Below are 23,253 nucleotides of genomic sequence, written 5' to 3' on the forward strand. Positions count from 1 at the left end.
ACATATGGCACTTGGTGGAGGAACATTTTTAACTCAAAATAAAAGTTTACCAGGATCGTATATTAATTTTGTAAGTGCAGCAAGAGCATCTGCAACATTAAGTGAGAGAGGTTATGTAGCAATGCCTTTATCGCTAGATTGGGGTGCTGCAGATGATATCGTCACATTAGAAGCAGCAGATTTCGGTAAAGAAGCGATGAAGCTATTTGGTTATTCACCTGATGCACCGCAGTTACAACCTATTCGTGAAGTACTGCGTCACGCGAAAACGGTATATTTCTATCGCTTAAACGGTGGAACAAAGGCAGAGAAAACAGAAGGGTCTGTAACGATAACTGCAAAGCACAGTGGTGTGCGCGGAAACCACTTGAAAGTTGGTATTGTGCAAAATGCAGACGACAACACATTATTTGAAGTGAGTACGTATGTAGATACGAAAAAAGTAGATACACAAATCGTATCTACCATCGATGCATTAGTAGATAATGACTACGTTATGTTTAGTGGAACGGGTGCACCGACTGCATCTGCGGGTATCACTTTAGAAGGAGGTACAAATAAAGCGGCAGTTGATGCGGACGACTATCAAACTTTCTTAAATAAAGCGGAAGCATATGCGTTCAATACATTAGCTTGTCCGAGCGCAACACCAGCGATTATTAGTCTTTTCGTGGAATATACAAAACGCATGAGAGAAGAGAACGGCATTAAGTTCCAAACAGTCGTATACCGTTCAGCGGCTGACCATGAAGGCGTCATTTCGGTAGAAAATACGGTGAAGGGTGAGCAAGTGAACGCTGCGTCTCTTGTGTATTGGACAGCAGGTGTGACAGCAGCATGTGCCATCAACCAAAGCAATAGTAATACAACTTACGATGGTGAATACGACATCGATGTGGATTACACGCAAAGCGAGTTGGCAAAAGGGTTAAAAGAAGGGAAGTTCTTATTCCATAAAGTGGGCGATAAAGTCAACATCCTAGACGATATTAATACGTTCGTTTCTGTTACACCGGATAAAAACGAAGATTTCAGCTCCAATCAAGTGGTACGCGTCTTAGATCAAGTGGCGAACGATACAGCGGTGTTGTTTAACCAGCAGTATCTAGGAAAAGTACAAAACAATGATACAGGCAGAAGCTTGTTTTGGAATGAATTAGTGACGTACTTTAAACAATTGCAAAATATTAATGCGATTGAAGCATTTCAAGCAGAAGATATCGTAGTGGAACAAGGAGCGGATAAAAAATCGATTTCCGTATCCAACTCCATTACACCGACAGCAGCCATGACGAAATGTTATATGACCGTCGTCGTGCAATAATCATTCGAGAATCATAAAAAAGGGGAGAATAAAAGATGGCAAATACGATGAGTGCAAGAGATGCAGTGAGCGCTTCTTTAGCAGAATGCTATATTACATTAGATGGAAATACGTATAATTTTATGCAAGCAATTAACTTGGAAGCAACAATAGAAAAGACAAAAAGCGAAGTTCCGATTTTAGGGAAAACGGGTAAAGGAAATAAATCTACGGGCTGGACAGGTTCTGGTTCTGCCACGTTCCACTATAATACATCCCTGTTCCGTGAATTGTTATATAACTATAAAGAAACAGGACAAGATATGTATTTTGATATTAAAGTTACGAATGAAGACCCAACATCTTCCGTTGGCAAACAAACGGTTTTCTTAAAAGGATGCAATATGAACGGTGGTGTCCTTGCTAAATTTGATGCAGATGCAGAGTATTTAGATGAAGAAATGGAATTTACATTCGAAGATTTCGAAATACAGACGAAATTTACAAATTTACCTGGTATGTAATAGTAGAAAGGGTAAGTTGTAATAAGTTTGAACACGTTCATTCAACGGGTTTAGAAAAAGAAACCAAGTCAACAACGCTTGGTTTCTTTTTCACATCGTTAGAAACTAAACAAATTTCATCGCTTGAACAGGGATCATCAAAGAATGAGACCATCTTTACAAGCGATATAAAATATAAAGGACAGGTGATCTTGTGAGTAATTTAAGTGCGTTTTTAGCGCAAAATGCAGTGCAAAATGAGGGTATCACGTTTGTGGCATCTAAGCGTTTTGTAGATGACCATAACGAGCCAATGGAATGGGAAATTCGTTGTATTACATCGGAAGAAGACGAAGTGTTGCGTAAATCTTGTACACATAAAGTACCCGTTCCAGGTAAGCGAGGACAGTATACGCAGGAGACGGACTACCACAAATATTTAGGTAAACTTGCAGTAAAATGCACCGTATTTCCTAACTTGAACGATACGGAAGTGCAAAATAGCTATGGCGTAATGGGTGCGGACGTATTGTTAAAAACGATGCTGAGACCCGGAGAATATGCGGAATACTTAAACAAAATTCAAGAGGTCAATGGCTTCGAAGTCAGTATGGAAGACATGGTAGATGAAGCAAAAAACTAATTAAAGAAGGTGATTTTGAAGCCAATATGGCGTATTATTGCCTTCACAAGTTTGGTTGGGAGCCTGCAAAATATATGCAACAATCTCGAGAAGAGCGAGCATTTATTGCTGCTTCCATTCAAATCAAATTAGAAAACGATAAAAAACAAAGTAATAAATCCAAGCGAAAAAGATAGATGCCGTCACGGTAGTCTATCTTTTTTTAGCTATGTATGTGGTATGGATTTGTTTATACAAACGATAACGAAATGTGTCATGGAAGTTTGCAAATGTAAACTAATGTTGTAAACTTTTTTGCCAGTCGTTATCTTATTTTATACAGAAGGTAGGTGGAAATTATCGCTACCATAAAATCATCCATGAAGACGTTCTCTGCTTTCAATGAGGCGGCGAACGTGACAAAAGAAAAAATAGAGCAGTTTAAAAAAATATCCCAAGATAATGCAAAAGAAGTTGCAAAGAGTATGGGTGCGTATAAAGAAAACATTAAAGCAGGCTTAAACTCTTTTGTCGGTGCGGCAGACCAATATGCAGAAATTCAAGGAAGGTTGGGTTTAATTACTGGCGATCAAGCACAGTTAGAGCAGATGAATCGCAGCATTTTTAAGTCGGCACAGCAGGCTCGTGTACCTTATCAAGACATTGCAAATACAGTCGCCAATCTGGGAACATCGGCAAAAGATGCCTTTAGTAATCAGGATGAAATGGTACAATTTGCTGAACTGGCGGCAAAATCATTCCGTATCGCGGGCATGGAAGCAGGGGAACAGTCTGGCATCATGAGTAAACTGACTACAGACATGGCTAACGGGAGTATGAGTGGGGGATTCATGGCAAGTCTCATTACCGATGCACCGTTATTAGCCGATGCACTATCTAACGCATTGGGAGTAGGAAGGGAACAGCTCATCCATTTAGCAGAACAAGGAGCGATGACATCCGAAGTGATGAAAAATGCGATGCTCCTCTCCGGTGAGGAAATTAATGCCCAGTTCGCACAGTTACCGCTCACGTTTAGCGATGTTGTGCAAAGTATGAAAAATTATTTCATTGAAACGTTGCAGCCTGCTTTTCAGCTATTTTCAACTTGGCTTAATTCAGAGTCGGCTGTGCAAATGATGGAGAGTGTCAGAATTGGCTTAGCAATGGTAGGAGCTGCATTGACGTTTGTTGCACAGATGGCAAGTGCGGTAGCTACTTTTTTTAGTAATAACTGGTCTGTTATCGGTCCGATCATATGGGGCATTGTCGCAGCAATTACTGCATATAGGACGGCAGTCATGATCGCTACAGTGGCGCAACAAGCGATGAACACGATCATGTCACTCAATCCAATCGGCTTGATCATCGGTCTCGTCGTTGGTCTTATTTTGGCTTTTCTCGCGCTCATTGCTGCTTGCGATCCTGTGCGTGAATTTTTCGCCAATACGTTCCGCTTCCTAGGAGACATTACGGCTAAAGTCGTCGGTTTTATGATCGATTTATGGGCAGGATTTTACAACGATTTTATCGATATCGTGAATTTACTTCTAGAAGGGGTAAACAAAGTCGTGAATGCCATCGGTTCTTTTATCGGTTTGGACAGCGAAATTAACTTAGAGCTGAGTAAAATAGACACAAGTCAATTTAAGGAAGGCATACAAGACGGCATTGAAGGTGCATTTGACGCTGCTGCGAATGGCATAGAGTCATTCGATATCGATGCCATTAAAAGCACCCTTGGACTAGAGGACTTACAAAAAGGTCCAGAAGCTCCTCCTGATGATCCATTAAATCAACCGTTTGGCGATTTTGGCGGCGGTGATCTTTCGGGTAGTGTAAGCAATATCGATCAAAACACCGCAGGCATGCGAGATGGTATGGATCTGAACACGGAAGAGATTAAATATTTACGGGAAGTGGCAGAGCAAGATGCGATTAATCGCTTTACCACTGCGGAAGTGAAGTTAGATATGAAGAATGAACTGCAAGTGAATAGCGATCTGGATATCGATGGGGTCGTAAGGCATATCGAAGAACAGATGGGCGAAGCGATGGCCGTCGCAGCGGAAGGAGTGTATGAGTAATGTATGTGATGACATTAAATGAAGTACAACTACCCGTTACCCCTTCCAAGTTCACATTAAAAATTGCAAACGAAAATAAAACGGTCTCCATGCTGGAAACAGGGGAGATCAACTTGTTGCGAACGCCGGGACTTTCCGAAATTACGTTCGATGCGCTCATTCCGCATACGGAGTATCCTTTTGCCGTATATCCGGATGGATTCAAAGATCAAACGTACTATACGGAACATTTTAAAGCGCTAAAACAAAATAAGATGCCTTTTCCATTTACGTATGTTCGTCAAACACCACAAGGAAAGCCGTTATTCGATAACATCATGCAAGTATCCTTGGAAGAATACACGTGGAAAGAAGACGCGAAAAACGGCTTCGATATTATCATTAGTGTGAAATTGAAAGAGTACCGCCAAGACGCAACGATTTTGGTGAAAAATGGGCCTGAAGATGAGGATGGCACACCGACAGCCACGTTAGAAGAACAGCGACCAGCGAAAGAACCCGCAGCATCCTATACAGTGCAGGCTGGCGATACGCTGTGGAGTATTTGTAAAAAAGAACTCGGAGATGGGGCGAAGTATAAAGAAATAGCTTCGTTAAATGGCATAAAAAATGCCAACCTCATTTATCCAGGGCAGGTGATCCGCTTTGCCTAAATTACAGCTGCTGATGACAAATGAGGGTGAAACGTATCAACCGCTCATTGAAGAAGGCGTCACGTGGGAAACAGATCGTATGGGGACACCGGGCAAGCTGACATTTAAAGTGTTGGCGGATGGCATTGTCAACTTTCAAGAAGGAAACAACGTTGTTTTTAGCGTAGACGATACTATGATTTTTAACGGTTTTGTGTTTACGAAAAAGCGGGATAAAAATCAGATTATTACCGTTACCGCATATGATCAGCTGAGATATTTGAAAAACAAAGATACGATGGTATATCGAAATAAAAAGGCCAGCGAAGTGATACAAAAGCTGGCCGCAGATTTTGTACTGCAAGCGGGAGATATTGAAGATACAGGCTTCGTTATTCCAGTTAGGGTCGAAGAAAATACAACGTTAATGGATGTCATTCAGACTGCGCTGCATCTCACGACACAGCATAGTGGTAACGTGTATGTCCTCTACGATGATATCGGTAAAATAACACTCCGAAACATCGAATCGATGAAGCTGAATGTGGTCATCGGAGAAGGTAGCGCAGAGAACTTCAACTATAGCTCTTCTATTGATAAAGACACGTACAACCGCATTAAATTATCACAGAAAAACGAAGAAAAAGGCAGAACAGAAATTTTTATCGTTGAAGACAAAGTAAAGCAGAATGAATGGGGACTGCTTCAGTACTATGAAGAGATAGATTCAGATGAAAATGGCATCGTGAAGGTGGAGGCGTTAAATAAACTGCACAATCAAAAGCGGCGTTCCTTATCCATTCAACATGCGATAGGCGACATCAGAGTACGTGGTGGGTCCAGCGTCATCATTCATTTGCCTAAACTAGGAGACATCTCCCTGCAAAACTATATGCTCGTGGACAAAGTAAAGCACACATTCAAAGACAGTCAGCACGTCATGGACTTGACGTTAAGGGGAGGGCTGATCCGTGGCTAATAATTTACTGCAAATGGTAAAGAAAATTACCCAAGACACGATGAACCAAGCAAGTCTCGTCCAATTCATGTATGGAACGGTCACATCCACTAGCCCGCTTGAAATTAACATCGAACAACGATTAACGCTACAGGAAGATTTTTTATTCCTGACGAATAACGTCATCGACCATGAAGTGTACATGACGACAGAAAATGAAATTGGGAATGAAACAAAAAAATTATACAAAGTCCATCATGGACTCATAGTAGGTGATCAAGTGATGCTCATGCGCATGCAAGGCGGACAGCAATACATTGTATTAAATAAGTTGGTGAAGCCATGATACCGAAAATCAATCAAGTCATACAAGAAGATACTGCATTTCGCATACTGCAACAACCAACCAAAACATATAAGCTAACGAACACTCGCATTAGCGGATATACAGATGAGCAAGAGGCGATGAAACAAGCGATCTACAAAATATTAAATACGGAACGCTATGCTTATGTCATCTATTCATGGAACTACGGTTTTGAATGGCAAGATTTGATTGGCAAACCGTCATCCTACGTATATCCTGTATTGCAGCAAAGAATAACGGAAGCATTGACACAAGATGAACGTATCACGAGTGTCGATGCTTTTTCTTTTTCTAGTCATAAAAAAGACGTGCACATTTCTTTTACCGTGCATACGAAGGTAGGAAATATACAGGCAGAAAAGGTGGTGACATTGTAATGCAGCAAACACCAACGTACGAAAATATATTGCAACGGATGCTAGACACTGTGCCAAACAACGTAGATAAACGGGAAGGATCGATTATTTACGATGCCCTTGCCCCTGCTGCCGTAGAACTGCAAGAAATGTATATTCAGCTGGAAACGATGCAACAGGAGAGCTTTGCAGATAGTGCGAATGGAGATTATTTGTCTCGTCGTACTGCGGAATTTGGAGTGAGTCGTAAGGAAGCGACGAAGGCCATACGAAAAGGTGAGTTCAAAGACAGCACAGGCAATGGATGGGATGTTCCTATTGGCAGCCGTTTTTCGCTCGAAGAAGTGAATTATGTCGTCATAGAAAAGATAGCGGTGGGGGAATACGAACTAGAATGCGAAACGACCGGGAAGGTCGGAAATCAACATTTCGGCACGTTGATCCCGCTACAATATATGAATGGATTAGCAAGCGCTCAGTTGAGCGATATTTTAATCCCTGGGGAAGATGAAGAAACAGACGAAGCCCTGCGAGAGCGATTTTTCTCTGTCGTGAAGGAATCTGCTTTTGGCGGAAATATTGCCGATTACATGCAGAGTATCAACAACCTTGACGGTGTTGGCGGGGTAAAAGTATTCCCCACATGGAATGGCGGAGGAACCGTGAAATGTACGATCATGACGAGTGACTATGAAGCACCATCCACATCGTTGATCCAAGAGGTACAAACGTTTATAGATCCACTAGGCAACCAAGGAGACGATCAAGGAAAAGGCATCGGCATCGCCCCGATAGGACATGTCGTTACCATTTATGGCGTATCCCCTGTCACCATCGATGTGTCGACGACGTTAACGTTAAACGAAGGCACAACGATAGGACAAGTCACAGAAAGTATGGAATATGCGATAAACGAATACTTGGAGACGTTGCGAAAGCAATGGGCAGCAGAAAAGCAGCTCATCGTTCGTGTATCCCTTATCGATGCTGCCATTTTAACTGTAAAAGGTGTGCTCGATGTCAACGGTACAACCATTAATGATGGTGGCAATATGACGTTAAATACAGAAGAAATCCCGATGCTAGGGAGTGTGAACATCACATGAGTACTCGTATTTTAAACAAACTACCGCCTTTCTATCAAGATATTATAGAAATGATGGAAATCGATCAGGCGGAAACGATGGAAATGGAAGCGTTGGAGCAAGCGATACAACGGGGATTTGACGATCAATTTGTATGGAGTGCTAGTGAAGAGGCATTGAAGCGAAGGGAAGTCGTGTTAGACATCCAAGCTGATCCTACAACAGAAGACATTGATTTTCGTAGAAAGCGTATTTTACATCGTTACCAGACGAAACCACCGTTTACGTTGCGTTTTTTACAACATAAATTGGACGCTCTCGTAGGAGAAGGAGTGACCATCGTTTCCATCGATCCGGAACAATTTATATTGTATGTGACGACCAATATTGAAGATGGCATGATCTTTCGAGAAGTACAGCATACCGTCCATACCATCAAACCAGCGAATATGGTTTACCAACAAAATACATCGCTAGGGGATACCGTTGGAATAGAAGAAACAATAGAAAAGCAAACGATCACATGGAATTATGAACTAGGGAAGTGGAAGCTTGGCGAGCAAGCTTTCATCACCCTCAGCAATAAGGAGGTCGTCATATGATTAGCGCTACTTTATTACACGATGTCGCCAACTACGTAGATGGGAGAGCGGCGAAAGTAGTACTCAATGATAGCTATGAAATAACGGATTTTGAAGTCAAGCAAGTAACAGACGGCATGCTGGCAATGAACTATATTGTCCCCGCAGCTGATGTGAGCAGCATCACGCAGATCGATTTGAAGGATGATGCCGATAACGTGCTGTCTTCCAATGCGGTGAATGTAGAGATTGCCGCGGATACATTGCTACTGCACACATTATTAATGAAGGAGGTCACATAATGGCAAAGACAAATTGGGAAATAGGGGAAACGGTACAACATACCGACATGAACGACATTGGCACAGAGATCAACACGGCACAGGCCACAGCAGACGCGGCAGAAACGCCAGCAGGCGCACAAGCTAAAGCGGATCAGGCAGAAGCGAATGCAGTGGAGTCATCTTATCAGAGAGTGGCAAAGTTCAAAAATGATGACGGTAGTCAAATTGATCCTGACGTTACAACAGAATCGTTGATTTTGACAGCGCATGAAAACACACCAGATGTGTCGGGTAACACATACTACTATATACAAACTCATTTCAGCTTCAATGTTAACGGTAATAAAGCGCAAATTGCTACGCTATACAAAGAAGGAAATGAGATGTACATGCGGAACAAGCATGAAACTGATCCGTGGTCAGCGTGGACAAAAGTTACTACGGAGAATGATGTTATAGAGCCTACAGCAGAGAACACATCTATAGGAGACAGTGCGGGCAACTTTACGGCTACGGACGTAGAAGGTGCGTTGAAAGAATTACACGACACAAAAGAAACACCAACAGGCGCACAATCTAAAGCGAATGACGCAGAAGCAAGTGCGAAAACATACGCAGATACAACAAAGTTAGCTAAAACAGGCGGCACGGTGACAGGTAATTTAACAATTGATGCAGGCACAAATACAATGGTGACGATAAAAGCGCAAAACTTTGGTAATGCAACACTAGCTTTGCACGGAGATGCTCAATCAACAGGGAGGGTATATGTAGGTCAATCTGAAACGTACGGCGGCGGGTTTGAATATAACGGAGATGGTGACCCTGTCACAACTGATGCTCCTATGGATCACGTTACGTTTTTTAGACGTGATGCTGGTGTCGATACTTGGGTAATGAAATATTCCCACAACAAAGACACTGTGGATCTAAAAGGCAACCTAACATGGAACAATGGAACAGACAGCTTAGATGATTTAAAGACCTCTGTCAGTGATGGGAAAAGTAAAATCGCTACCGCCATTACTGACGCAGGAGGTACGGCAAGTGGTAGCGATACTTTTCAAGAGTTGGCAACAGTAATAAGCGGATTGAATCAACTTCAAAGCACGCCAACAACACAAGGTATTTACGTCAACCAAACCACTATAACTGATGATGATTTTCATGAAATTTTTACAATCACAGGAGGGTATACGATCTATAATTTTGTGTTGTCTTCGGCAAAGGAGTCGGGTACTTTAAGCGGAAACATGTACCGTATTTCAAAAAGGCGAGGATATGTAAATCATGAATCAAACAATACTTCACGGATAAAAATAAAAGTCGGAGACGAAAAATACACACTATGCCGCTTTGAAGATGACTTCATTTTCCAAAGTTTTACAATATTTATTATTGAAAATAAAATGATATTAATAGGTAATTTCTACTATGAAGATGATGAAAATGATTCTGATTTGATCGGATACTACGACACTATATTTACGCAAGAGGGGATTAAAGATAAAGATATAACTTTTGGCATCGATTCATATTTACCAATTAGTTTCAAAGCGGATATAGATGCGTTAGTGTTCAAATTTTAGCAAAAAAAAGAGGGTAAGGAGGAAAGAGTTGACAGCCGATTAAACCAATACGTATACTAACACCGCAACTTGAAATACTTGCGGAAATAGACGATTACGAGAGTCTTATATTTACTCGCCGTTGGCACGATGTCGGGGATTTCTATGTAAACAAGGGCGAGATTGGAAAAACAAACGCAAATGCTAAAAAGGTTGGCAAGGCTAGAAACAAGCCTACAAGGGCTAACTGATAGCACAGGTTTTGTGATAAAGCTGAAGGAGTTAGGTGAAACAACAAAAAAAGCCGTTTAGTTTATCAAGTAAGCATGTAAACCAACATAACAGAAGTTCACTCAATCTCATAATCATACCTCTACTCAAAATCACCTCAAAAAAATTTTAAAAACAGGGGTATAATTTTTGCCGTTCGTTACCTTCGTATGTAACAAAATAAAATCTATTAAACGGAGGTAACGAACAATGCCAGATGTAACACCGAAACTAGGAATAAAAAAGCCACTCAGCAATGAATATGTAAAAAGAGAAGCATTTAACGAAAATTGGGATATTGTTGATCAAAATGCAGCCTCACAAACGGAATTGGACACACACAAAGCAGATCAGAGCCTGCATCTTACAGAAGAAGAACGTACAACGTGGAATGCCAAAGAAACCCCATCAGAAGCACAAGCAAAAACAGATCAAGCATTACTAGATGCCAAAAACTATGCAGATGCAGCAGCGAGTAATGCGGAAGACAATGCAAAGCTGGATAGTGTCAGCAAGGAAGCAGCATACGATCAAAATAATCAAATTGACCCCAATACCACCACATGTCCGTATATATTAACCAATCACAACAACGCTCCTAAACCAAGTATATACTGGTACATCCGAACATATTTCAACAGTGATTCTAATAATAACAAAGCACAAATAGCGATAAGGTATCACGGAAGCAGTAATGAAATGCATATGAGGCACTACTATAACAACTGGACAAGTTGGACGAAATTCATTACCGAACAAGACACAGCTGAGAATATAAATATAGTAGATGGGGAGAACAACCTTCAAGCTAGTAACGTTGAAGATGCATTGAAAGAGCTACATGATACAAAAGAAACTCCAGCAGGGGCACAAGCGAAAGCAAATGCGGCAGAAACAAATGCAAAAAATGCAAGTGTAAGTAAGTCAGGGGATACAATGACAGGTGCTTTGAAAATTCATAACGCCTATAAGATACGTGACCTTGCACAAGAATTTGACAGAACTTCAGGTACTCCTAGGTGGATTAAAATTGGAAGAATTCAAAATAAGAATCCTATAGATTCATCAGAAATAACAAACTTTTCAGGGATGGCAAATATTCAATGCGATTTTGGAGCTGCCGGAACAGATCAGGCTATTGTTCATTTTTCATTTGGAGTAAGGCATGCAATAATTCCTTTATTCTTTGTCATGGGAGACGGAAGAGGCTTTGAGTTTCAAATTTATAAAGATGAAAGTGATTGGCACTGGCTTTATTTTAAAACGCCTCCATATAGTGCGTTTTGCACCTTTACATACAACTGGGTAGGTGGAATAGAGCAATGGATAGAAGAAGATCCTACATCTGTTACAGGGTTAACAAAAGTTTGGGACAGCACTAAGGATTCAGTACAAAACGCATACGTTGGGGAAAATAAAGTGTTAACTGAAGCTGGTGGATTAATCGATGGTGCAATAACTTTGCAAAAGGGAGATGGAACCGATGTGAATATCGGAAGAATTTATGGTGGCAACGATGATAATGACTACATCGAAATAAATGGGACAGGACCGGGAGCAGAAGATTACGTTAAAGTTGTGGTTAATGATACTGAAACTTTAAAAATTACAGAAGACTCAATTACATTTAAAGGTAAAAAAATATTAACGGAGTAGTAAACCAATACGTAAAAGTTGATTATGATAGATTCATTTGCAAGTGAATTTTGCTTGATATCATCTATAAATTAAAATCACCTCTAAAAAAAATTAGTTGAATTTGGAACTTTACATGTCATACGCTATGCAACATAGTCGTAGCTATCCGTCAAGATTGTTACCTGTACAGTAATTAAATCATTCTACAACATATCTAGAAAATGCAGATTGAAACGATAAACAAACCCAAAACAGCAAAAGGTGGTGAAGTAACCGATGCAACAACCAATCACATACGAAGCATTACTTACCCGCATGCTGCAAAGCGTGCCTAATGACGTGGACAAAAGAGAAGGATCTATCATCTACGATGCTCTAGCGCCTGTAGCGGTGGAACTTGTAGAAATGTACAACCAACTGGACATATGGAAAGATAACGTTGCCTTAGACACCGCAACAGGGGACATGCTAACAGAACTATGCTACCAAAATGGCACATTTCGAAAACCAGCAACGAAAGCGATCGTAAAAGGCGTGTTCAACATGGATGTGCCGCTACAATCTCGTTTTAGCGGGGAAAACAATACGTACATCGTGCTAGAGAAACTAGCAGATTTTGAATATACATTACAGTGCGAGCAAGAAGGAGAAAGAGGGAATACGTATCTCGGTTCCATCCTGCCACTCCAGTACATCGAAGGATTACAAACCGCAACCATAACAGCTATTATCACAAACGGAGTGGAAGAAGAATCCGATGATGCATTACGAGAGAGAAACAGAGAAAAAATCATCCAGCATCCACAAGACGGTAATATCGCTCAATATGAACAATGGACGAAGCGCTTTGATGATGTCGGTGCAGCCAAAGTATTTCCGCTTTGGAGCGGAGGTAACACGGTGAAAGTCGTCATCACAGATCGAGACTATAAACCAGCGAGCAGCACGTTAATTAACGAAGTGCAGCAATACTTAGACCCGAACGCAGAAGGATTAGGAAATGGTGTTGCACCCATAGGAGCGAAAGTAACCGTCGCAACAGGAATAGAAAAACCAATCGACATTACAGGAACGATTACACTGGAAGCGGGGTACAGTGAGGCAGAAGGAGTAGAGGAAATGATCTCCGATTACTTAGCCAGCATCACTTTCGTTAAACATAGTGTCAGCTACATGCGCACCGCTGTAGCCATATTAGACAGCCCAAACATCGCAGATATGCAGGATTTAAAAATAAACGGAACTGCCACTGATGTTGCCTTACATGATGAAGAAATTCCGATACTAAACAGTGTTAATCTAACGGTGGTGAATACATGAGTGAGTATATAAAAGGAAGCAACAAACAGCAAAAGGACCTCATTACCTACTTACCACCCTACTTGCACGATGTTATCGAATTTAACGTGCTATTTGATACAGAAGGGCTGGAAATAGACCAGCTACAGCAGCACCAAGAACAAGCCCTGCAAGATATATTCATAGTAACAGCAAGCGAAGGGAAAATTACACGCCTCGAAAACTTTTTAAAGTTTAAAGGTGAAGGTACGCTAGAGCAAAGAAAAACATATTTGCTTTCTTTATTGCGTAAAGGGCAAAAATTAAATGGGGAAGCGATAAAAAATGTCGTCCACACGGTTACAGGCAGTAAATGCGTTGTAACCTTTTTTAGTGCAGACGAATTAAATCATCCTCATGCCAATGAGGCATTATTGCAGGTTCAAGTATTAAGTCCAGATAATAACGTGGACTATAAATATGACGATATCCAAAGAGCATTACAACCGCTCGTCCCAGCGCATATCAAATTATTGGTCATTAAATATTTTTCAACGTGGGAAGATATTTATGATAGTTTTACAGACTGGGAGACCGTGAAATCGATAACCTCATGGGATGCATTGAAAAATATTATCACCATATAACTTCTTCAACAGTTTGAAATAGACGAAAAGCAAGAAAGGAGTGCAAGCAACAAATGAAACAAACCACACATTACAACTTGAATAAAATACAATTAACAGATAGCCCACCAGATATTACAGCGATCAATCCAAATTGGGATACGATAGATGACAAATTAAAAGAGCAAGCAGATAGCATAGAACAAAAAATAGAGGAAAGAGCAGTAGAGAATGAGCTCAATCCCATTGATCCAAACACGACGGAAGAAGTGTACGTGTTAACGAATCATCAACATAGTCCAAGCACTGCAAAATGGTACATTAGAACGTACAGATCACAGCAAGAAGGGGAAGAACGTACACAAGTAGCGATATCCCATCAAGATAGTAGTCAATTGTACATGAGATATTACCATCAAGGTGCATGGTCTGCATGGGTGAAAACCCTCACCGAAGATGACGTGCTAAAACCAAGCGCAGCCAACACTTCCATAGCCGATACAAGTAATAACTTCAGCGCTAACGAAGTAGAGGGGGCATTGAAGGAGTTGCACGATGGGAAGTTGTTTAGGAAAAAGTTAGAGCCACCTTCTGGATGGACTTCATATCAAAAAGCTGTGATTATCCTTCAACCTATAGGAATATCAGATGAATCAAATTCAGCACCAATCGCTACAGTGTTTGGTACTTTTTATTTTTCCAGAAAATCATATCCTTACTCTGTAAGCGCACAAGTCATTACACAATCTGGATATACAAAATCATATAACCAAGGTTCAATCATTACACATGCCTCTACCTCATTTTCTGTTGATGGAAAGGCGAAATTAGTTGAATTCGATTACGAAGGAATAAGATACTTAGGCATAGATACTTTTTGGAGTGATGCGGAATTTCAAGAAGTTTATTTTCATGGAGAAAGTATTTACGGAGTAAATAGTAACTTTCTAAAATGGATCAAATATTCTAATACCAAAACAGAAGAAGTATATAACACTGAAATTAATGATAGTATTGTAGAGTTTACGCCTCCTAAGTACAGGCATAATTTAAGAGTAGATAATCAGTTAGTGTATCACGAAGGAAACAGTTACCCTATCGTAGAATCCGATAGCAATTCGAATGGAGAATATGTTCGCTTTGCAGATGGTACGCAAATATGCAGCAGAAGAGTGAAACATGATTTTAATAGTTATTATACTCAAAGGTGGTTGTTTCCAGCAAGTTTCACTTCTATCTCTGGTTTAGGATGGGGTTTATTAGGAAATAAAGTTGAAGGTCAAGTACTAGATACAACATATTGGGATAATGCTCATAAAACGTTTGCAGGAATATATAAGTTGACTCACTGGATAACCCTCTCCAGAGAAACACTATTTGACGCCAAAGGATACATCTACTTAACTGCAATCGGAAAATGGAAATAAGGAGGCTCACCAATGAACATATTATACAGCCCACAGCGGCATGATCATATACTGTCTTACACGTTTGACGGCGAAAAAGTAATCGTTACACATAAAGTACCGCTTGAACAAACACCAGAGGAGATCACTTACCAAGAGCAAAGCGATGTTTTTGACTTCACGGGCATAGAAGACGGCGTATTGGAAGAGGTAGAAACGAGCTTACCTGTCAATCCGATACGACACGCAGAGCGAAAAGACGGCACATTATCCCTCACCTTACTTCACTATATTGGTGCAAACGCAACCGAAGAGGAAAAATTTCCGCAGTGGATGGAGGTATAATCATGGGGAAAATAAATTGGAAATCACAAACTGCAATTGAACAAGAACAATTAGACAAGCACTTACAACCTGCTCAGGAAGAGATAGATCAAGCGCAGAGAGAATTAGAAACGATACATTTATTAATGGAAATGGGGGTTATACAATGACCGTCGTAGAGCAAAGGTTAGTGAAAAACTACGCTATTCTAGTGATGGGAAACGTCATGCAATTAGCAGAAGTGAGCGATCAAGCCGTAACACTAGCAGACAACAGTGCAAGTACATTGAGAAAGCAAGTAGAAATCGAAGTAGCAAAACGAGAAATTGAAATCTTACAGCAGTTATAGATTTGTATATAAGTTTGTATGCACAAGTTCATACAATACATTACCATCAGCCTTCAAACATCTCCCAGCACACCATCACAAAGAAACTTAAAAATACTATACATTCCCCCCATACTTCTCAACCCCTCTTTTTTCTGAAATAGGAGGGGTTTTCCTTTCTTGTATTTCAAAGAAACTCAAAAAATTGGTGAAAGATGAAACGCCTTATACAATGAAATATCATAGAAAAAAATAGTACAAGATTAACTTGTAGTTTAAACTTAGCCTTTTATAGTTATTATATGAATATATTTACACTTGCATCCCATTTCCATTATAATATAGAGGTACATTTGTTTATTCAACCGACCTTATTTGTATGGTAATAATTTGAAAGTGTAACGGTTTATTCGGTAGTCAAGGGGGAATGAAATAAATGACATCATTTACTTATACTACGATAGGAGAAGTGATTAGAAGAGAAAGACATGCTGCTGGTCTTACGTTAGATCAACTAGGGGATATAGTTGGAACGAGAAAAGGAGTAATAGGGAAAATAGAAACAGGTGATACGAAGAAACCAGAGTTTAAAACGTTATTACCCATTGCTAAAGTACTAAACATTCCTCTTGAGCAAATTATTGATCATTATTTGGACTTAGAGTTACGGCCAGAAGTTTTAGAAGGACTGTTGCAGGAAAGTATTAAAAGTCATCCAATTCTCATACATAAAGCAGCAGAAAAAATATTGGAAAATCCGAGACTCGATACGTATTCCGCATTAGAGCAGTTGTACAACATCACCATTAAAGTGGAAGATAAATCGATTCAATTAAAGCTGTTTGAATACATTGTAGAATACGCACGTACGAGAGGTGTACCAGAGTACACGGCCAAAAGTTTATTGCAAATTTATTTGATTAAGCGTCAAGATTTTAAACAGATGGAAGCATCTTATCAAGAAGGAAAAGAGATCATGCACTATATCAACTTTCTTTCTGATACCAATAAAGTAACGTTTTATTTTAAAATGGCATTGCAATCGTTTACAATAAAAAAATATAAAGAATGTATTCATTTTTGTGAAAAAGGGCTGAATATCGCGTCCAAAGATACCGAACTAAAAGCCAACGTTCACCTCGCTCTTGTGAATTGCTATTACTACTTAGAAGATTTTAAAGAAGCAGAACGAGAAATGAAAAACATAAAATACCCATATACCTTTTTAGATGAAGCGTTGAAGTTAACGCAAGCGCTGATAGAGAAAAAGAAAGGTAATTTTTCTGCTGCCCTGCCAATGCTGCAGCAGTGTTTAGAACAATTATCTGCTAAACAAAAAATTACGGCTGTGAATGCACTTCTCGATATGTATAAAAAAAGTGACGACTTGGAAGCGATGGAGCCTTTGTTTAAGAAAGGAAAACAATTTTTATCCCCCCTCTCAAATCACAATACCCCGTATAAATATATTAGTGTTGGAAAGTACTATCAGCATCGAGGTTACTATTACTTACAACAAGGTCAGCACGATAAAGGAATAAAAGATTATACTGAAAGCATGCAATGGTATAATGCTGTTAGTGCCTTTGAAGAGATTATATCGGCATACAATGAAATATTTACATCTTTTGTAAATCAATCAAAAGGATTAGATTTTCATCATATTCTCCAATTAACTGAAGTATATAATAATATGCTACTAGACAAGGAATAGAGTTAAAGGGGGAATGGGATGAAAAAGTACACTGCGTTTCTTTTACCCGCAGTTGTAATAATCTATCTTTACTCTTATTGGTTTGCAAAGCTAGGAGATACGTTGAGTGGAATGCTTTCAATTGTACCCTTTCACTATGATGTAGGATATTTATTTTATTTTTTTAAGTTTTAAAAGCCGTCATTTTATCTTTTCGTTACCTTCTTAAATAGAGAACGTATGTTTACCACCTTGGATATAAGGTGGTATTTTGAATGAAAATAATCATGATACAACCCCTTTAGGAAGGATGAATGAAATGAATATGATAGAGTTGCCTCAGTTAGATAAACGTAAAACGCAAAGAGCCATTGAGTCTATTTTCGAAAAATATACGATTTTTCATACGGTCATGTTAATGGAACGTGTCCCTCAACTATCTTTAACTACGAATTACGAAGCGAGAATGCACGGGTCAACGAATAAAGTAGTAGATCAAACGGCCGATGCAGCCATTCAATTTGCCGATGCAAAGATGTATTGTGATGTCATCGAACAAGTTGTAGATACATTACCAAGTCAAGAACAAACGCTAATTAAAGAAAGATATATATCGCAAGATCATAAATTCGATTATCAAATTTATCACTTTGTGTTAGAGATGAGTGAGGCCACCTATTACAAGTTGCGTTGGAATGCTTTTTATAAATTAGCACTTAGTTTTTGCTCCCTTGGTTTATTGCAAATGAACGAACTGGTTATCCCATAGGTTAAACATTGTAAAACATAAAAAAATCAGATGGAGCAAGCACTCCGCCTGATTTCTGATTCCATTTTAAGATGATTCAGATTCATTGCATATGGAAAGTACCTTGAAAATGTTTATGCCTGCACAGACTCTTTTTCGGTGAAAAAAGATTTTAAAGCGGTCAATACACCGCGTTTTTCTCTAATGACATGATATTGAAACATCGGATGTTTAATGTTGCGATAAGCAGACATGAGCGTACTGTTACGATTGTATTGATTCACTTCACCGTAGCCAAACATATTGCACATTTCTAACAGCTTGTGAATGTACTCCACACATCGTTTATTATCTGATGTTAAGTTATCCCCATCGGAGAAATGGAATGGATAAATGTTATAGAGGCGAGGCGGAAATTTGTCATCTATGACTTCTAGTGCTCGTTTATACGCACTGGAGCATATCGTACCTCCGCTTTCCCCTTTGGTGAAAAATTGTTCTTCCGTTACGACTTTAGCTTCTGTATGATGGGCAATGTATACAATTTCTACCTCGTTATATTTTTTGCGAAGAAAGCGAGTCATCCAGAAGAAAAAGCTTCTCGCAACGTATTTTTCAAACTGACCCATACTACCTGAAGTATCCATCATGGCGATGATACAGGCATTGGAATGTGGTTTTTGAATTTCATTCCACGATTTATAACGGAGATCTTCTGGGGAGATCCCTTTAATTTTCCCATCTCCTTTGCGGGAATTACGCAATAAATTTTCTAAGATCGTTCTTTTTTTATCGATGTTAGACATCATGCCTTTTTTTCGTACGTCGTTGAATTGAATATCTGTCGTTGTTAATTTTGTTTCTTGTTTTTGTTTTAAATTTGGCAATTGTAATTCGTCTAGCAGCATTTTTTCTATCGTTTCAAAATCGATCTCCGCTTCATAGTAATCTTCCCCAGGGCCATCCCCTGCACCATTGCCCTTCCCTTGACCAGGCTTCGGAGGTGGATCTTTGGCGATAACATCCCCAACTTGACTGTCACCTTCTCCTTGCCCGACATGCTTTTTCTTATGAAAGTTATATTGGAAGTGATATTCATCGAGACTGCGGATGGGAACTTTCACAATATCTTTTCCATTGGATAAGATAATACTTTCATCCGTAATTAAATCAGATAAATTTTTCTTGATGGCTTCTTTTACTTTTTCCTGATGTCTAGATTGGTCCTGATACCCTTTGCGGTGCAATGACCAGTCTTCTTTAGATATGATGAATGAATTACTGTCCAATTTGCACACTCCCTTTTATTTTCCTTGTAACAATATATTCATATAGCATGCTGTTATGTGAGAAAAACCTTGTTCAGCCCATGATTATTTTACAGATAGAAAAGAAGAAGAGCAGTGAGAGGGTTAGGTACGTCATAAAGCTTGTGCTATACTTACATTGTAATTGTAATTGTACCTGTGATCATTATTTACTGTGGTCAAGAGGTAAGGATGAAAGCAACGGGGTTTGCAAAAGTAAGAATTGCAAGTTGAAATAGGGAAAGTAATAGGAGGAAGAGCAAATGAATAAGGACTGGTCAAAACGTTTTATTTTATTAGGAGCTATTTTTGCCATGCTTTCTGTGGCTTTTGGTGCTTTTGGCTCTCATATATTAGAAGAAAGACTAAGCGCGGATCGATTGGATACGTTTCAAACCGCAGTGACATATCAATTTATGCATGCTTTTGCGTTAATGATTGTTGGTATTTTACTGCAAGTTTGGCAAGACAATACGTCAATGTTGCGTTGGGCAGGCATATTGTTTGTGAGTGGAATTCTCATTTTTTCAGGTAGTTTGTATATCCTTACTTTAAGTGGTATCACGGTTTTAGGTGCGGTGACTCCGCTTGGTGGCGTTGCGTTTATAACAGGCTGGGTATTGCTGTGTATACGCACAGTAAAGCAAGGTAAATGACGAAGAAAAGATTTTTGAAGACTAAAAAGTTTTGTCAATGTGACAGTAATGCAGCTAACCATCTAGCACGTATGATGCATTCATACATATCATGGTAAGCTACATCAGTGAGATGTGGCTTTTTTAGTATGATATTTTTCAACGGTGCAGGAGATGTATGAAAAAAAAGGTTGCTTTTAAAGAAGGATGAAAGTCGTTTAGGGCATAGAGAAATCGCGCTTGAAAAAGGAAAGCGCGGAACGGTATCCAGACATATGCTTTAAATATTTTGTGATTTTGTTTCATGTTATGAATCAAGTAAATAGCATGTCATTACAAAAAAGATTGAAATTTATCCTGAACTTATCCTGTGCACTCAAGCACAAATTTCTTTTATTTCAGAGATATGAAAAATATATGGTCTTTTTTCATCCACATGATATGCAGTAACTTGATGTGATTGATCATCATAATGTAGTATTTGACAAGGTATGCCTAGTGTTTGTTGTAATATGTCCCCGTCTTTAATAAACAAACGAACCATCTTTCCTCCGTTAATGGTGCTTTGAATGGTAGATATCTTTTCTTCATGATGTGATAGATTGGTAGTTGAAGGAATGGAAGTGTTGGTTTTGATGATACTTTCTGCAGAAACATGGCAATGAGCAGCATCTTTAGTTGAAATATTTTTAACTTCATGATTAATATTGTCTTTTTTCAAGCAATCTGCTATTAATGTTGTTGCTTCATCTTCATTGCTACATTGGATCTCAACGTCAATGGAAAGCTTGAAAATGGTGTCTTTTGTTATCGGCTCGGCCATATAAATCCTCCAATTTGCCCACATATCAGTCTAATTTACTATACAGTGACTATGAATAAGTATAAATATACCACGTTTTTCCTAGAAGTAAAAGAGGACGAAGGACTCTATTTTGTCTATTTTTTGTACAGGCTGTCATTTGAATTTTGTAACTGTTATAAAAAGGAAGTGAGGGTGATTAGGGAATAAGTTGCAATTGTGAGTAGATTGATATATAAGTGATTGTATTACTATGAAAAAATATATAGAGGGTATTTAAATATTAAATGTTGTTTAGCAAAACAAAAATCGTTATGTAATGAACACATAACGATTAAAATGAACGATCCATTAGAATTATAAAATATATACTAAGTGTTATGATGTTTCTATCTATCTCCGTAATCGTAGAAATAGAGTGAGATTTGCTTGTTTGATATGTCTGGAGTGGTTGATATGCTAAATATCAAAGCTATTGATAGGATACAAGCTGCAATCATTTTTTTCATTTTAAAAGTTCCTCCTTATTGTTCTTCTTTCATACCTGGGGTATAATTTATTAACTTTAACTGTGCTAGATTAGGTTCTACTTTATTCTTGATGCAAGAAGAAATAATATGACGATAAAAAGATGTAATGTCTTCATATGAATTAATATAGTTATATGCTCCTAAGCCTATTTCAAAACTATTCATCGCTTCATCAATATTGCCTTGATTCATACTGAATGTGCCTTTGTATAAATAGTATTTACCAATTGATTTATATTGATGTGGTGCATGTGGGTTTATAGGTAAAAACTTTTCTTCTTCACTTATTAAATATATTATTTCGCTTACTTTATTTAATTTAATGTAAATATTTAAAAGTTCAACAATGACATGAATTTTTTGGTCATATCTAATTTCCTTATAACACTTTTCTAACATAGGAATAGCTACTTTAAAATCATTTTGTTTTGCTTTTATGTGTGCATAGGTAAATTGTATCCCTTCTTTAACAAAATCATATTTATATTTTTTGAAAATAAGCAAGTGTTTTTCTGCTTCATAATATTCTTCAAGAGTATAAAAACAATTAATCATTGTACCATATGCTCTTGCTTCTAATTCAGTAGATTTTGAAGAAATATTAAATCCATTCTGGGCTAACTGAATGCTATCATGATATTGTTTAATATCATATGCTTGAATCGACATTTTAAAATAGAATTCTCGTTTTTCTTCATTAGAAAGAAAGTCTACATAATGTAATATTTCTTTTCCTTCCTCATAAGTTTGAGTATCTCGTTGAATGTTTAAACGATTAATGAAATACGCCTGCAACAAACCTTTTGCAATAAAAGGCGGGACCCCTCTTTGACGAGCATATTCGGCGATCGCCATATATAGTATTAGTTTTATCTCTTTGTTTTCGACAGTTTTTGCGCGTTGATACAGTGCAGATAGTGCATCTTCTGTTTCGTGTTTAGGTGACTCTAAATAAGCGATTGCAATTTTTTTGATAAGAGCAGCGTTAAAATCAATTTGTGTACTTTTATCTAGTAATTCTTCTAAAACAATGGGACGATCTTCTACTTGAACATAACGATCAATGATATCACCTTCGGGAATATGGAGTGCTTCAGAGATGGTGAATATCGTTTTAAATTCTGGTCGCTTCGTATCGCCATTTTCTATTTTGCTAATGACACCTTTGTTAATTCCTAGACTTTGCTGAAGCTGACCCATGGTAAAGCTCTGGTGTTCTCTGTGTTTTTTAACTAATTCCCCCAATGTTTGTTTTGTTTTCGTTTCTATCATTTCACACCTCTCCAAATTTTTGATATTTACCATAATATATCACTTTTTAT

25 protein-coding genes are annotated in these 23,253 nt (G+C 38.7%); 22 read left to right on the forward strand and 3 right to left on the reverse strand.

Annotated features, from left to right (window positions below):
• The first annotated feature begins 4 nt into the window (after positions 1 to 4).
• The 21 genes from D1Z92_RS05275 (at position 5) to D1Z92_RS05370 (ending at position 18,678) form a co-directional block, all read left to right on the forward strand.
• A complete protein-coding gene (locus tag D1Z92_RS05275) occupies positions 5 to 1,324 on the forward strand; it encodes a phage tail sheath family protein (protein WP_128894616.1) in 1,320 nt (439 codons plus the stop codon).
• A 35-nt stretch (positions 1,325 to 1,359) separates the two neighbouring features.
• A complete protein-coding gene (locus tag D1Z92_RS05280; RefSeq protein ID WP_128894617.1) occupies positions 1,360 to 1,827 on the forward strand; it encodes a phage tail tube protein in 468 nt (155 codons plus the stop codon).
• Positions 1,828 to 2,020: 193 nt separating this feature from the next.
• On the forward strand, positions 2,021 to 2,449 hold the full coding sequence (locus D1Z92_RS05285; RefSeq protein WP_128894618.1) for a phage tail assembly chaperone: 429 nt from the start codon (positions 2,021 to 2,023) through the stop codon (positions 2,447 to 2,449).
• Between the two features lie 395 nt (positions 2,450 to 2,844).
• Entirely contained in the window at positions 2,845 to 4,515 is a 1,671-nt protein-coding gene (locus D1Z92_RS05290) for a tape measure protein (RefSeq protein ID WP_164931464.1), read from the forward strand.
• Positions 4,515 to 5,168 carry a LysM peptidoglycan-binding domain-containing protein gene (locus D1Z92_RS05295; RefSeq protein ID WP_128894620.1) on the forward strand — a complete coding sequence of 218 codons (654 nt, stop codon included), beginning with the start codon at positions 4,515 to 4,517 and terminating at the stop codon, positions 5,166 to 5,168. The genes D1Z92_RS05290 and D1Z92_RS05295 overlap by 1 nt, the downstream gene beginning before the upstream one ends.
• Positions 5,161 to 6,126 (forward strand): XkdQ/YqbQ family protein, encoded by a 966-nt coding sequence (locus tag D1Z92_RS05300; RefSeq protein ID WP_206099712.1) that lies wholly within the window; start codon positions 5,161 to 5,163, stop codon positions 6,124 to 6,126. Before D1Z92_RS05295 ends, D1Z92_RS05300 begins: the two co-directional genes overlap by 8 nt.
• Entirely contained in the window at positions 6,119 to 6,451 is a 333-nt protein-coding gene (locus D1Z92_RS05305) for a DUF2577 domain-containing protein (protein ID WP_128894621.1), read from the forward strand. Before D1Z92_RS05300 ends, D1Z92_RS05305 begins: the two co-directional genes overlap by 8 nt.
• Positions 6,448 to 6,849, forward strand: a complete 402-nt coding sequence (locus D1Z92_RS05310; protein WP_128894622.1) for a DUF2634 domain-containing protein — start codon at positions 6,448 to 6,450, stop codon at positions 6,847 to 6,849. The genes D1Z92_RS05305 and D1Z92_RS05310 overlap by 4 nt, the downstream gene beginning before the upstream one ends.
• Positions 6,849 to 7,934 (forward strand): baseplate J/gp47 family protein, encoded by a 1,086-nt coding sequence (locus tag D1Z92_RS05315; RefSeq protein WP_128894623.1) that lies wholly within the window; start codon positions 6,849 to 6,851, stop codon positions 7,932 to 7,934. The genes D1Z92_RS05310 and D1Z92_RS05315 overlap by 1 nt, the downstream gene beginning before the upstream one ends.
• Positions 7,931 to 8,515, forward strand: a complete 585-nt coding sequence (locus tag D1Z92_RS05320; RefSeq protein ID WP_128894624.1) for a putative phage tail protein — start codon at positions 7,931 to 7,933, stop codon at positions 8,513 to 8,515. Before D1Z92_RS05315 ends, D1Z92_RS05320 begins: the two co-directional genes overlap by 4 nt.
• Positions 8,512 to 8,796 carry a ketopantoate hydroxymethyltransferase gene (locus D1Z92_RS05325; RefSeq protein ID WP_128894625.1) on the forward strand — a complete coding sequence of 95 codons (285 nt, stop codon included), beginning with the start codon at positions 8,512 to 8,514 and terminating at the stop codon, positions 8,794 to 8,796. The genes D1Z92_RS05320 and D1Z92_RS05325 overlap by 4 nt, the downstream gene beginning before the upstream one ends.
• Positions 8,796 to 10,367, forward strand: a complete 1,572-nt coding sequence (locus D1Z92_RS05330; RefSeq protein ID WP_128894626.1) for a hypothetical protein — start codon at positions 8,796 to 8,798, stop codon at positions 10,365 to 10,367. The genes D1Z92_RS05325 and D1Z92_RS05330 overlap by 1 nt, the downstream gene beginning before the upstream one ends.
• Before the next feature lie 459 nt (positions 10,368 to 10,826).
• Positions 10,827 to 12,272 carry a pyocin knob domain-containing protein gene (locus tag D1Z92_RS05335; RefSeq protein WP_128894627.1) on the forward strand — a complete coding sequence of 482 codons (1,446 nt, stop codon included), beginning with the start codon at positions 10,827 to 10,829 and terminating at the stop codon, positions 12,270 to 12,272.
• Between the two features lie 258 nt (positions 12,273 to 12,530).
• On the forward strand, positions 12,531 to 13,574 hold the full coding sequence (locus D1Z92_RS05340) for a baseplate J/gp47 family protein (protein ID WP_128894628.1): 1,044 nt from the start codon (positions 12,531 to 12,533) through the stop codon (positions 13,572 to 13,574).
• Positions 13,571 to 14,179 (forward strand): putative phage tail protein, encoded by a 609-nt coding sequence (locus D1Z92_RS05345; RefSeq protein WP_128894629.1) that lies wholly within the window; start codon positions 13,571 to 13,573, stop codon positions 14,177 to 14,179. The genes D1Z92_RS05340 and D1Z92_RS05345 overlap by 4 nt, the downstream gene beginning before the upstream one ends.
• Before the next feature lie 53 nt (positions 14,180 to 14,232).
• Positions 14,233 to 15,585 (forward strand): pyocin knob domain-containing protein, encoded by a 1,353-nt coding sequence (locus D1Z92_RS05350; protein ID WP_128894630.1) that lies wholly within the window; start codon positions 14,233 to 14,235, stop codon positions 15,583 to 15,585.
• 12 nt (positions 15,586 to 15,597) lie between these two features.
• Positions 15,598 to 15,909: a hypothetical protein gene (locus D1Z92_RS05355; RefSeq protein ID WP_128894631.1), complete on the forward strand. Its 312-nt coding sequence runs from the start codon at positions 15,598 to 15,600 to the stop codon at positions 15,907 to 15,909.
• Between the two features lie 2 nt (positions 15,910 to 15,911).
• Positions 15,912 to 16,058, forward strand: a complete 147-nt coding sequence (locus tag D1Z92_RS17235) for a hypothetical protein (protein WP_164931465.1) — start codon at positions 15,912 to 15,914, stop codon at positions 16,056 to 16,058.
• Complete coding sequence (locus D1Z92_RS05360; protein WP_128894632.1) at positions 16,055 to 16,237, forward strand: hypothetical protein; 183 nt, start codon at positions 16,055 to 16,057, stop codon at positions 16,235 to 16,237. The genes D1Z92_RS17235 and D1Z92_RS05360 overlap by 4 nt, the downstream gene beginning before the upstream one ends.
• A 415-nt stretch (positions 16,238 to 16,652) precedes the next feature.
• Positions 16,653 to 17,930, forward strand: a complete 1,278-nt coding sequence (locus D1Z92_RS05365) for a helix-turn-helix domain-containing protein (RefSeq protein WP_128894633.1) — start codon at positions 16,653 to 16,655, stop codon at positions 17,928 to 17,930.
• Between the two features lie 250 nt (positions 17,931 to 18,180).
• A complete protein-coding gene (locus D1Z92_RS05370; RefSeq protein WP_240666582.1) occupies positions 18,181 to 18,678 on the forward strand; it encodes an ArpU family phage packaging/lysis transcriptional regulator in 498 nt (165 codons plus the stop codon).
• Positions 18,679 to 18,791: 113 nt separating this feature from the next.
• Here the strand turns inward: D1Z92_RS05370 and yhbH are convergent, their stop codons facing one another.
• A complete protein-coding gene (gene yhbH / locus D1Z92_RS05375) occupies positions 18,792 to 19,946 on the reverse strand; it encodes a sporulation protein YhbH (protein ID WP_128894634.1) in 1,155 nt (384 codons plus the stop codon).
• A 281-nt stretch (positions 19,947 to 20,227) separates the two neighbouring features.
• On the opposite strand from yhbH, the gene D1Z92_RS05380 reads away from it, so the two are divergent.
• Positions 20,228 to 20,620, forward strand: a complete 393-nt coding sequence (locus D1Z92_RS05380; protein WP_128894635.1) for a DUF423 domain-containing protein — start codon at positions 20,228 to 20,230, stop codon at positions 20,618 to 20,620.
• 355 nt (positions 20,621 to 20,975) lie between these two features.
• Here the strand turns inward: D1Z92_RS05380 and D1Z92_RS05385 are convergent, their stop codons facing one another.
• Together D1Z92_RS05385 and D1Z92_RS05390 are read right to left on the reverse strand one after the other, a co-directional pair.
• On the reverse strand, positions 20,976 to 21,422 hold the full coding sequence (locus D1Z92_RS05385; RefSeq protein ID WP_128894636.1) for a hypothetical protein: 447 nt from the start codon (positions 21,420 to 21,422) through the stop codon (positions 20,976 to 20,978).
• A gap of 503 nt (positions 21,423 to 21,925) precedes the next feature.
• Positions 21,926 to 23,203, reverse strand: a complete 1,278-nt coding sequence (locus tag D1Z92_RS05390; RefSeq protein WP_164931466.1) for a helix-turn-helix domain-containing protein — start codon at positions 23,201 to 23,203, stop codon at positions 21,926 to 21,928.
• Positions 23,204 to 23,253: the final 50 nt, after the last annotated feature.

It is taken from the genome of Longirhabdus pacifica (genome assembly GCF_004115085.1).
Taxonomy (GTDB): Bacteria; Bacillota; Bacilli; order Paenibacillales; family DSM-105158; genus Longirhabdus; species Longirhabdus pacifica.

Coding starts and splice junctions, on each gene's coding strand:
- D1Z92_RS05365 (WP_128894633.1), top strand. CDS start 16,653: ATGACATCATTTACTTATACTACGATAGGAGAAGTGATTAGAAGAGAA.
- D1Z92_RS17235 (WP_164931465.1), top strand. CDS start 15,912: ATGGGGAAAATAAATTGGAAATCACAAACTGCAATTGAACAAGAACAA.
- D1Z92_RS05355 (WP_128894631.1), top strand. CDS start 15,598: ATGAACATATTATACAGCCCACAGCGGCATGATCATATACTGTCTTAC.
- D1Z92_RS05390 (WP_164931466.1), bottom strand. CDS start 23,203: ATGATAGAAACGAAAACAAAACAAACATTGGGGGAATTAGTTAAAAAA.
- D1Z92_RS05280 (WP_128894617.1), top strand. CDS start 1,360: ATGGCAAATACGATGAGTGCAAGAGATGCAGTGAGCGCTTCTTTAGCA.
- D1Z92_RS05345 (WP_128894629.1), top strand. CDS start 13,571: ATGAGTGAGTATATAAAAGGAAGCAACAAACAGCAAAAGGACCTCATT.
- D1Z92_RS05350 (WP_128894630.1), top strand. CDS start 14,233: ATGAAACAAACCACACATTACAACTTGAATAAAATACAATTAACAGAT.
- D1Z92_RS05325 (WP_128894625.1), top strand. CDS start 8,512: ATGATTAGCGCTACTTTATTACACGATGTCGCCAACTACGTAGATGGG.
- D1Z92_RS05295 (WP_128894620.1), top strand. CDS start 4,515: ATGTATGTGATGACATTAAATGAAGTACAACTACCCGTTACCCCTTCC.
- D1Z92_RS05320 (WP_128894624.1), top strand. CDS start 7,931: ATGAGTACTCGTATTTTAAACAAACTACCGCCTTTCTATCAAGATATT.
- D1Z92_RS05340 (WP_128894628.1), top strand. CDS start 12,531: ATGCAACAACCAATCACATACGAAGCATTACTTACCCGCATGCTGCAA.
- D1Z92_RS05275 (WP_128894616.1), top strand. CDS start 5: ATGGCACTTGGTGGAGGAACATTTTTAACTCAAAATAAAAGTTTACCA.
- D1Z92_RS05360 (WP_128894632.1), top strand. CDS start 16,055: ATGACCGTCGTAGAGCAAAGGTTAGTGAAAAACTACGCTATTCTAGTG.
- D1Z92_RS05380 (WP_128894635.1), top strand. CDS start 20,228: ATGAATAAGGACTGGTCAAAACGTTTTATTTTATTAGGAGCTATTTTT.
- D1Z92_RS05385 (WP_128894636.1), bottom strand. CDS start 21,422: ATGGCCGAGCCGATAACAAAAGACACCATTTTCAAGCTTTCCATTGAC.
- D1Z92_RS05310 (WP_128894622.1), top strand. CDS start 6,448: ATGATACCGAAAATCAATCAAGTCATACAAGAAGATACTGCATTTCGC.
- D1Z92_RS05330 (WP_128894626.1), top strand. CDS start 8,796: ATGGCAAAGACAAATTGGGAAATAGGGGAAACGGTACAACATACCGAC.
- D1Z92_RS05315 (WP_128894623.1), top strand. CDS start 6,849: ATGCAGCAAACACCAACGTACGAAAATATATTGCAACGGATGCTAGAC.
- D1Z92_RS05335 (WP_128894627.1), top strand. CDS start 10,827: ATGCCAGATGTAACACCGAAACTAGGAATAAAAAAGCCACTCAGCAAT.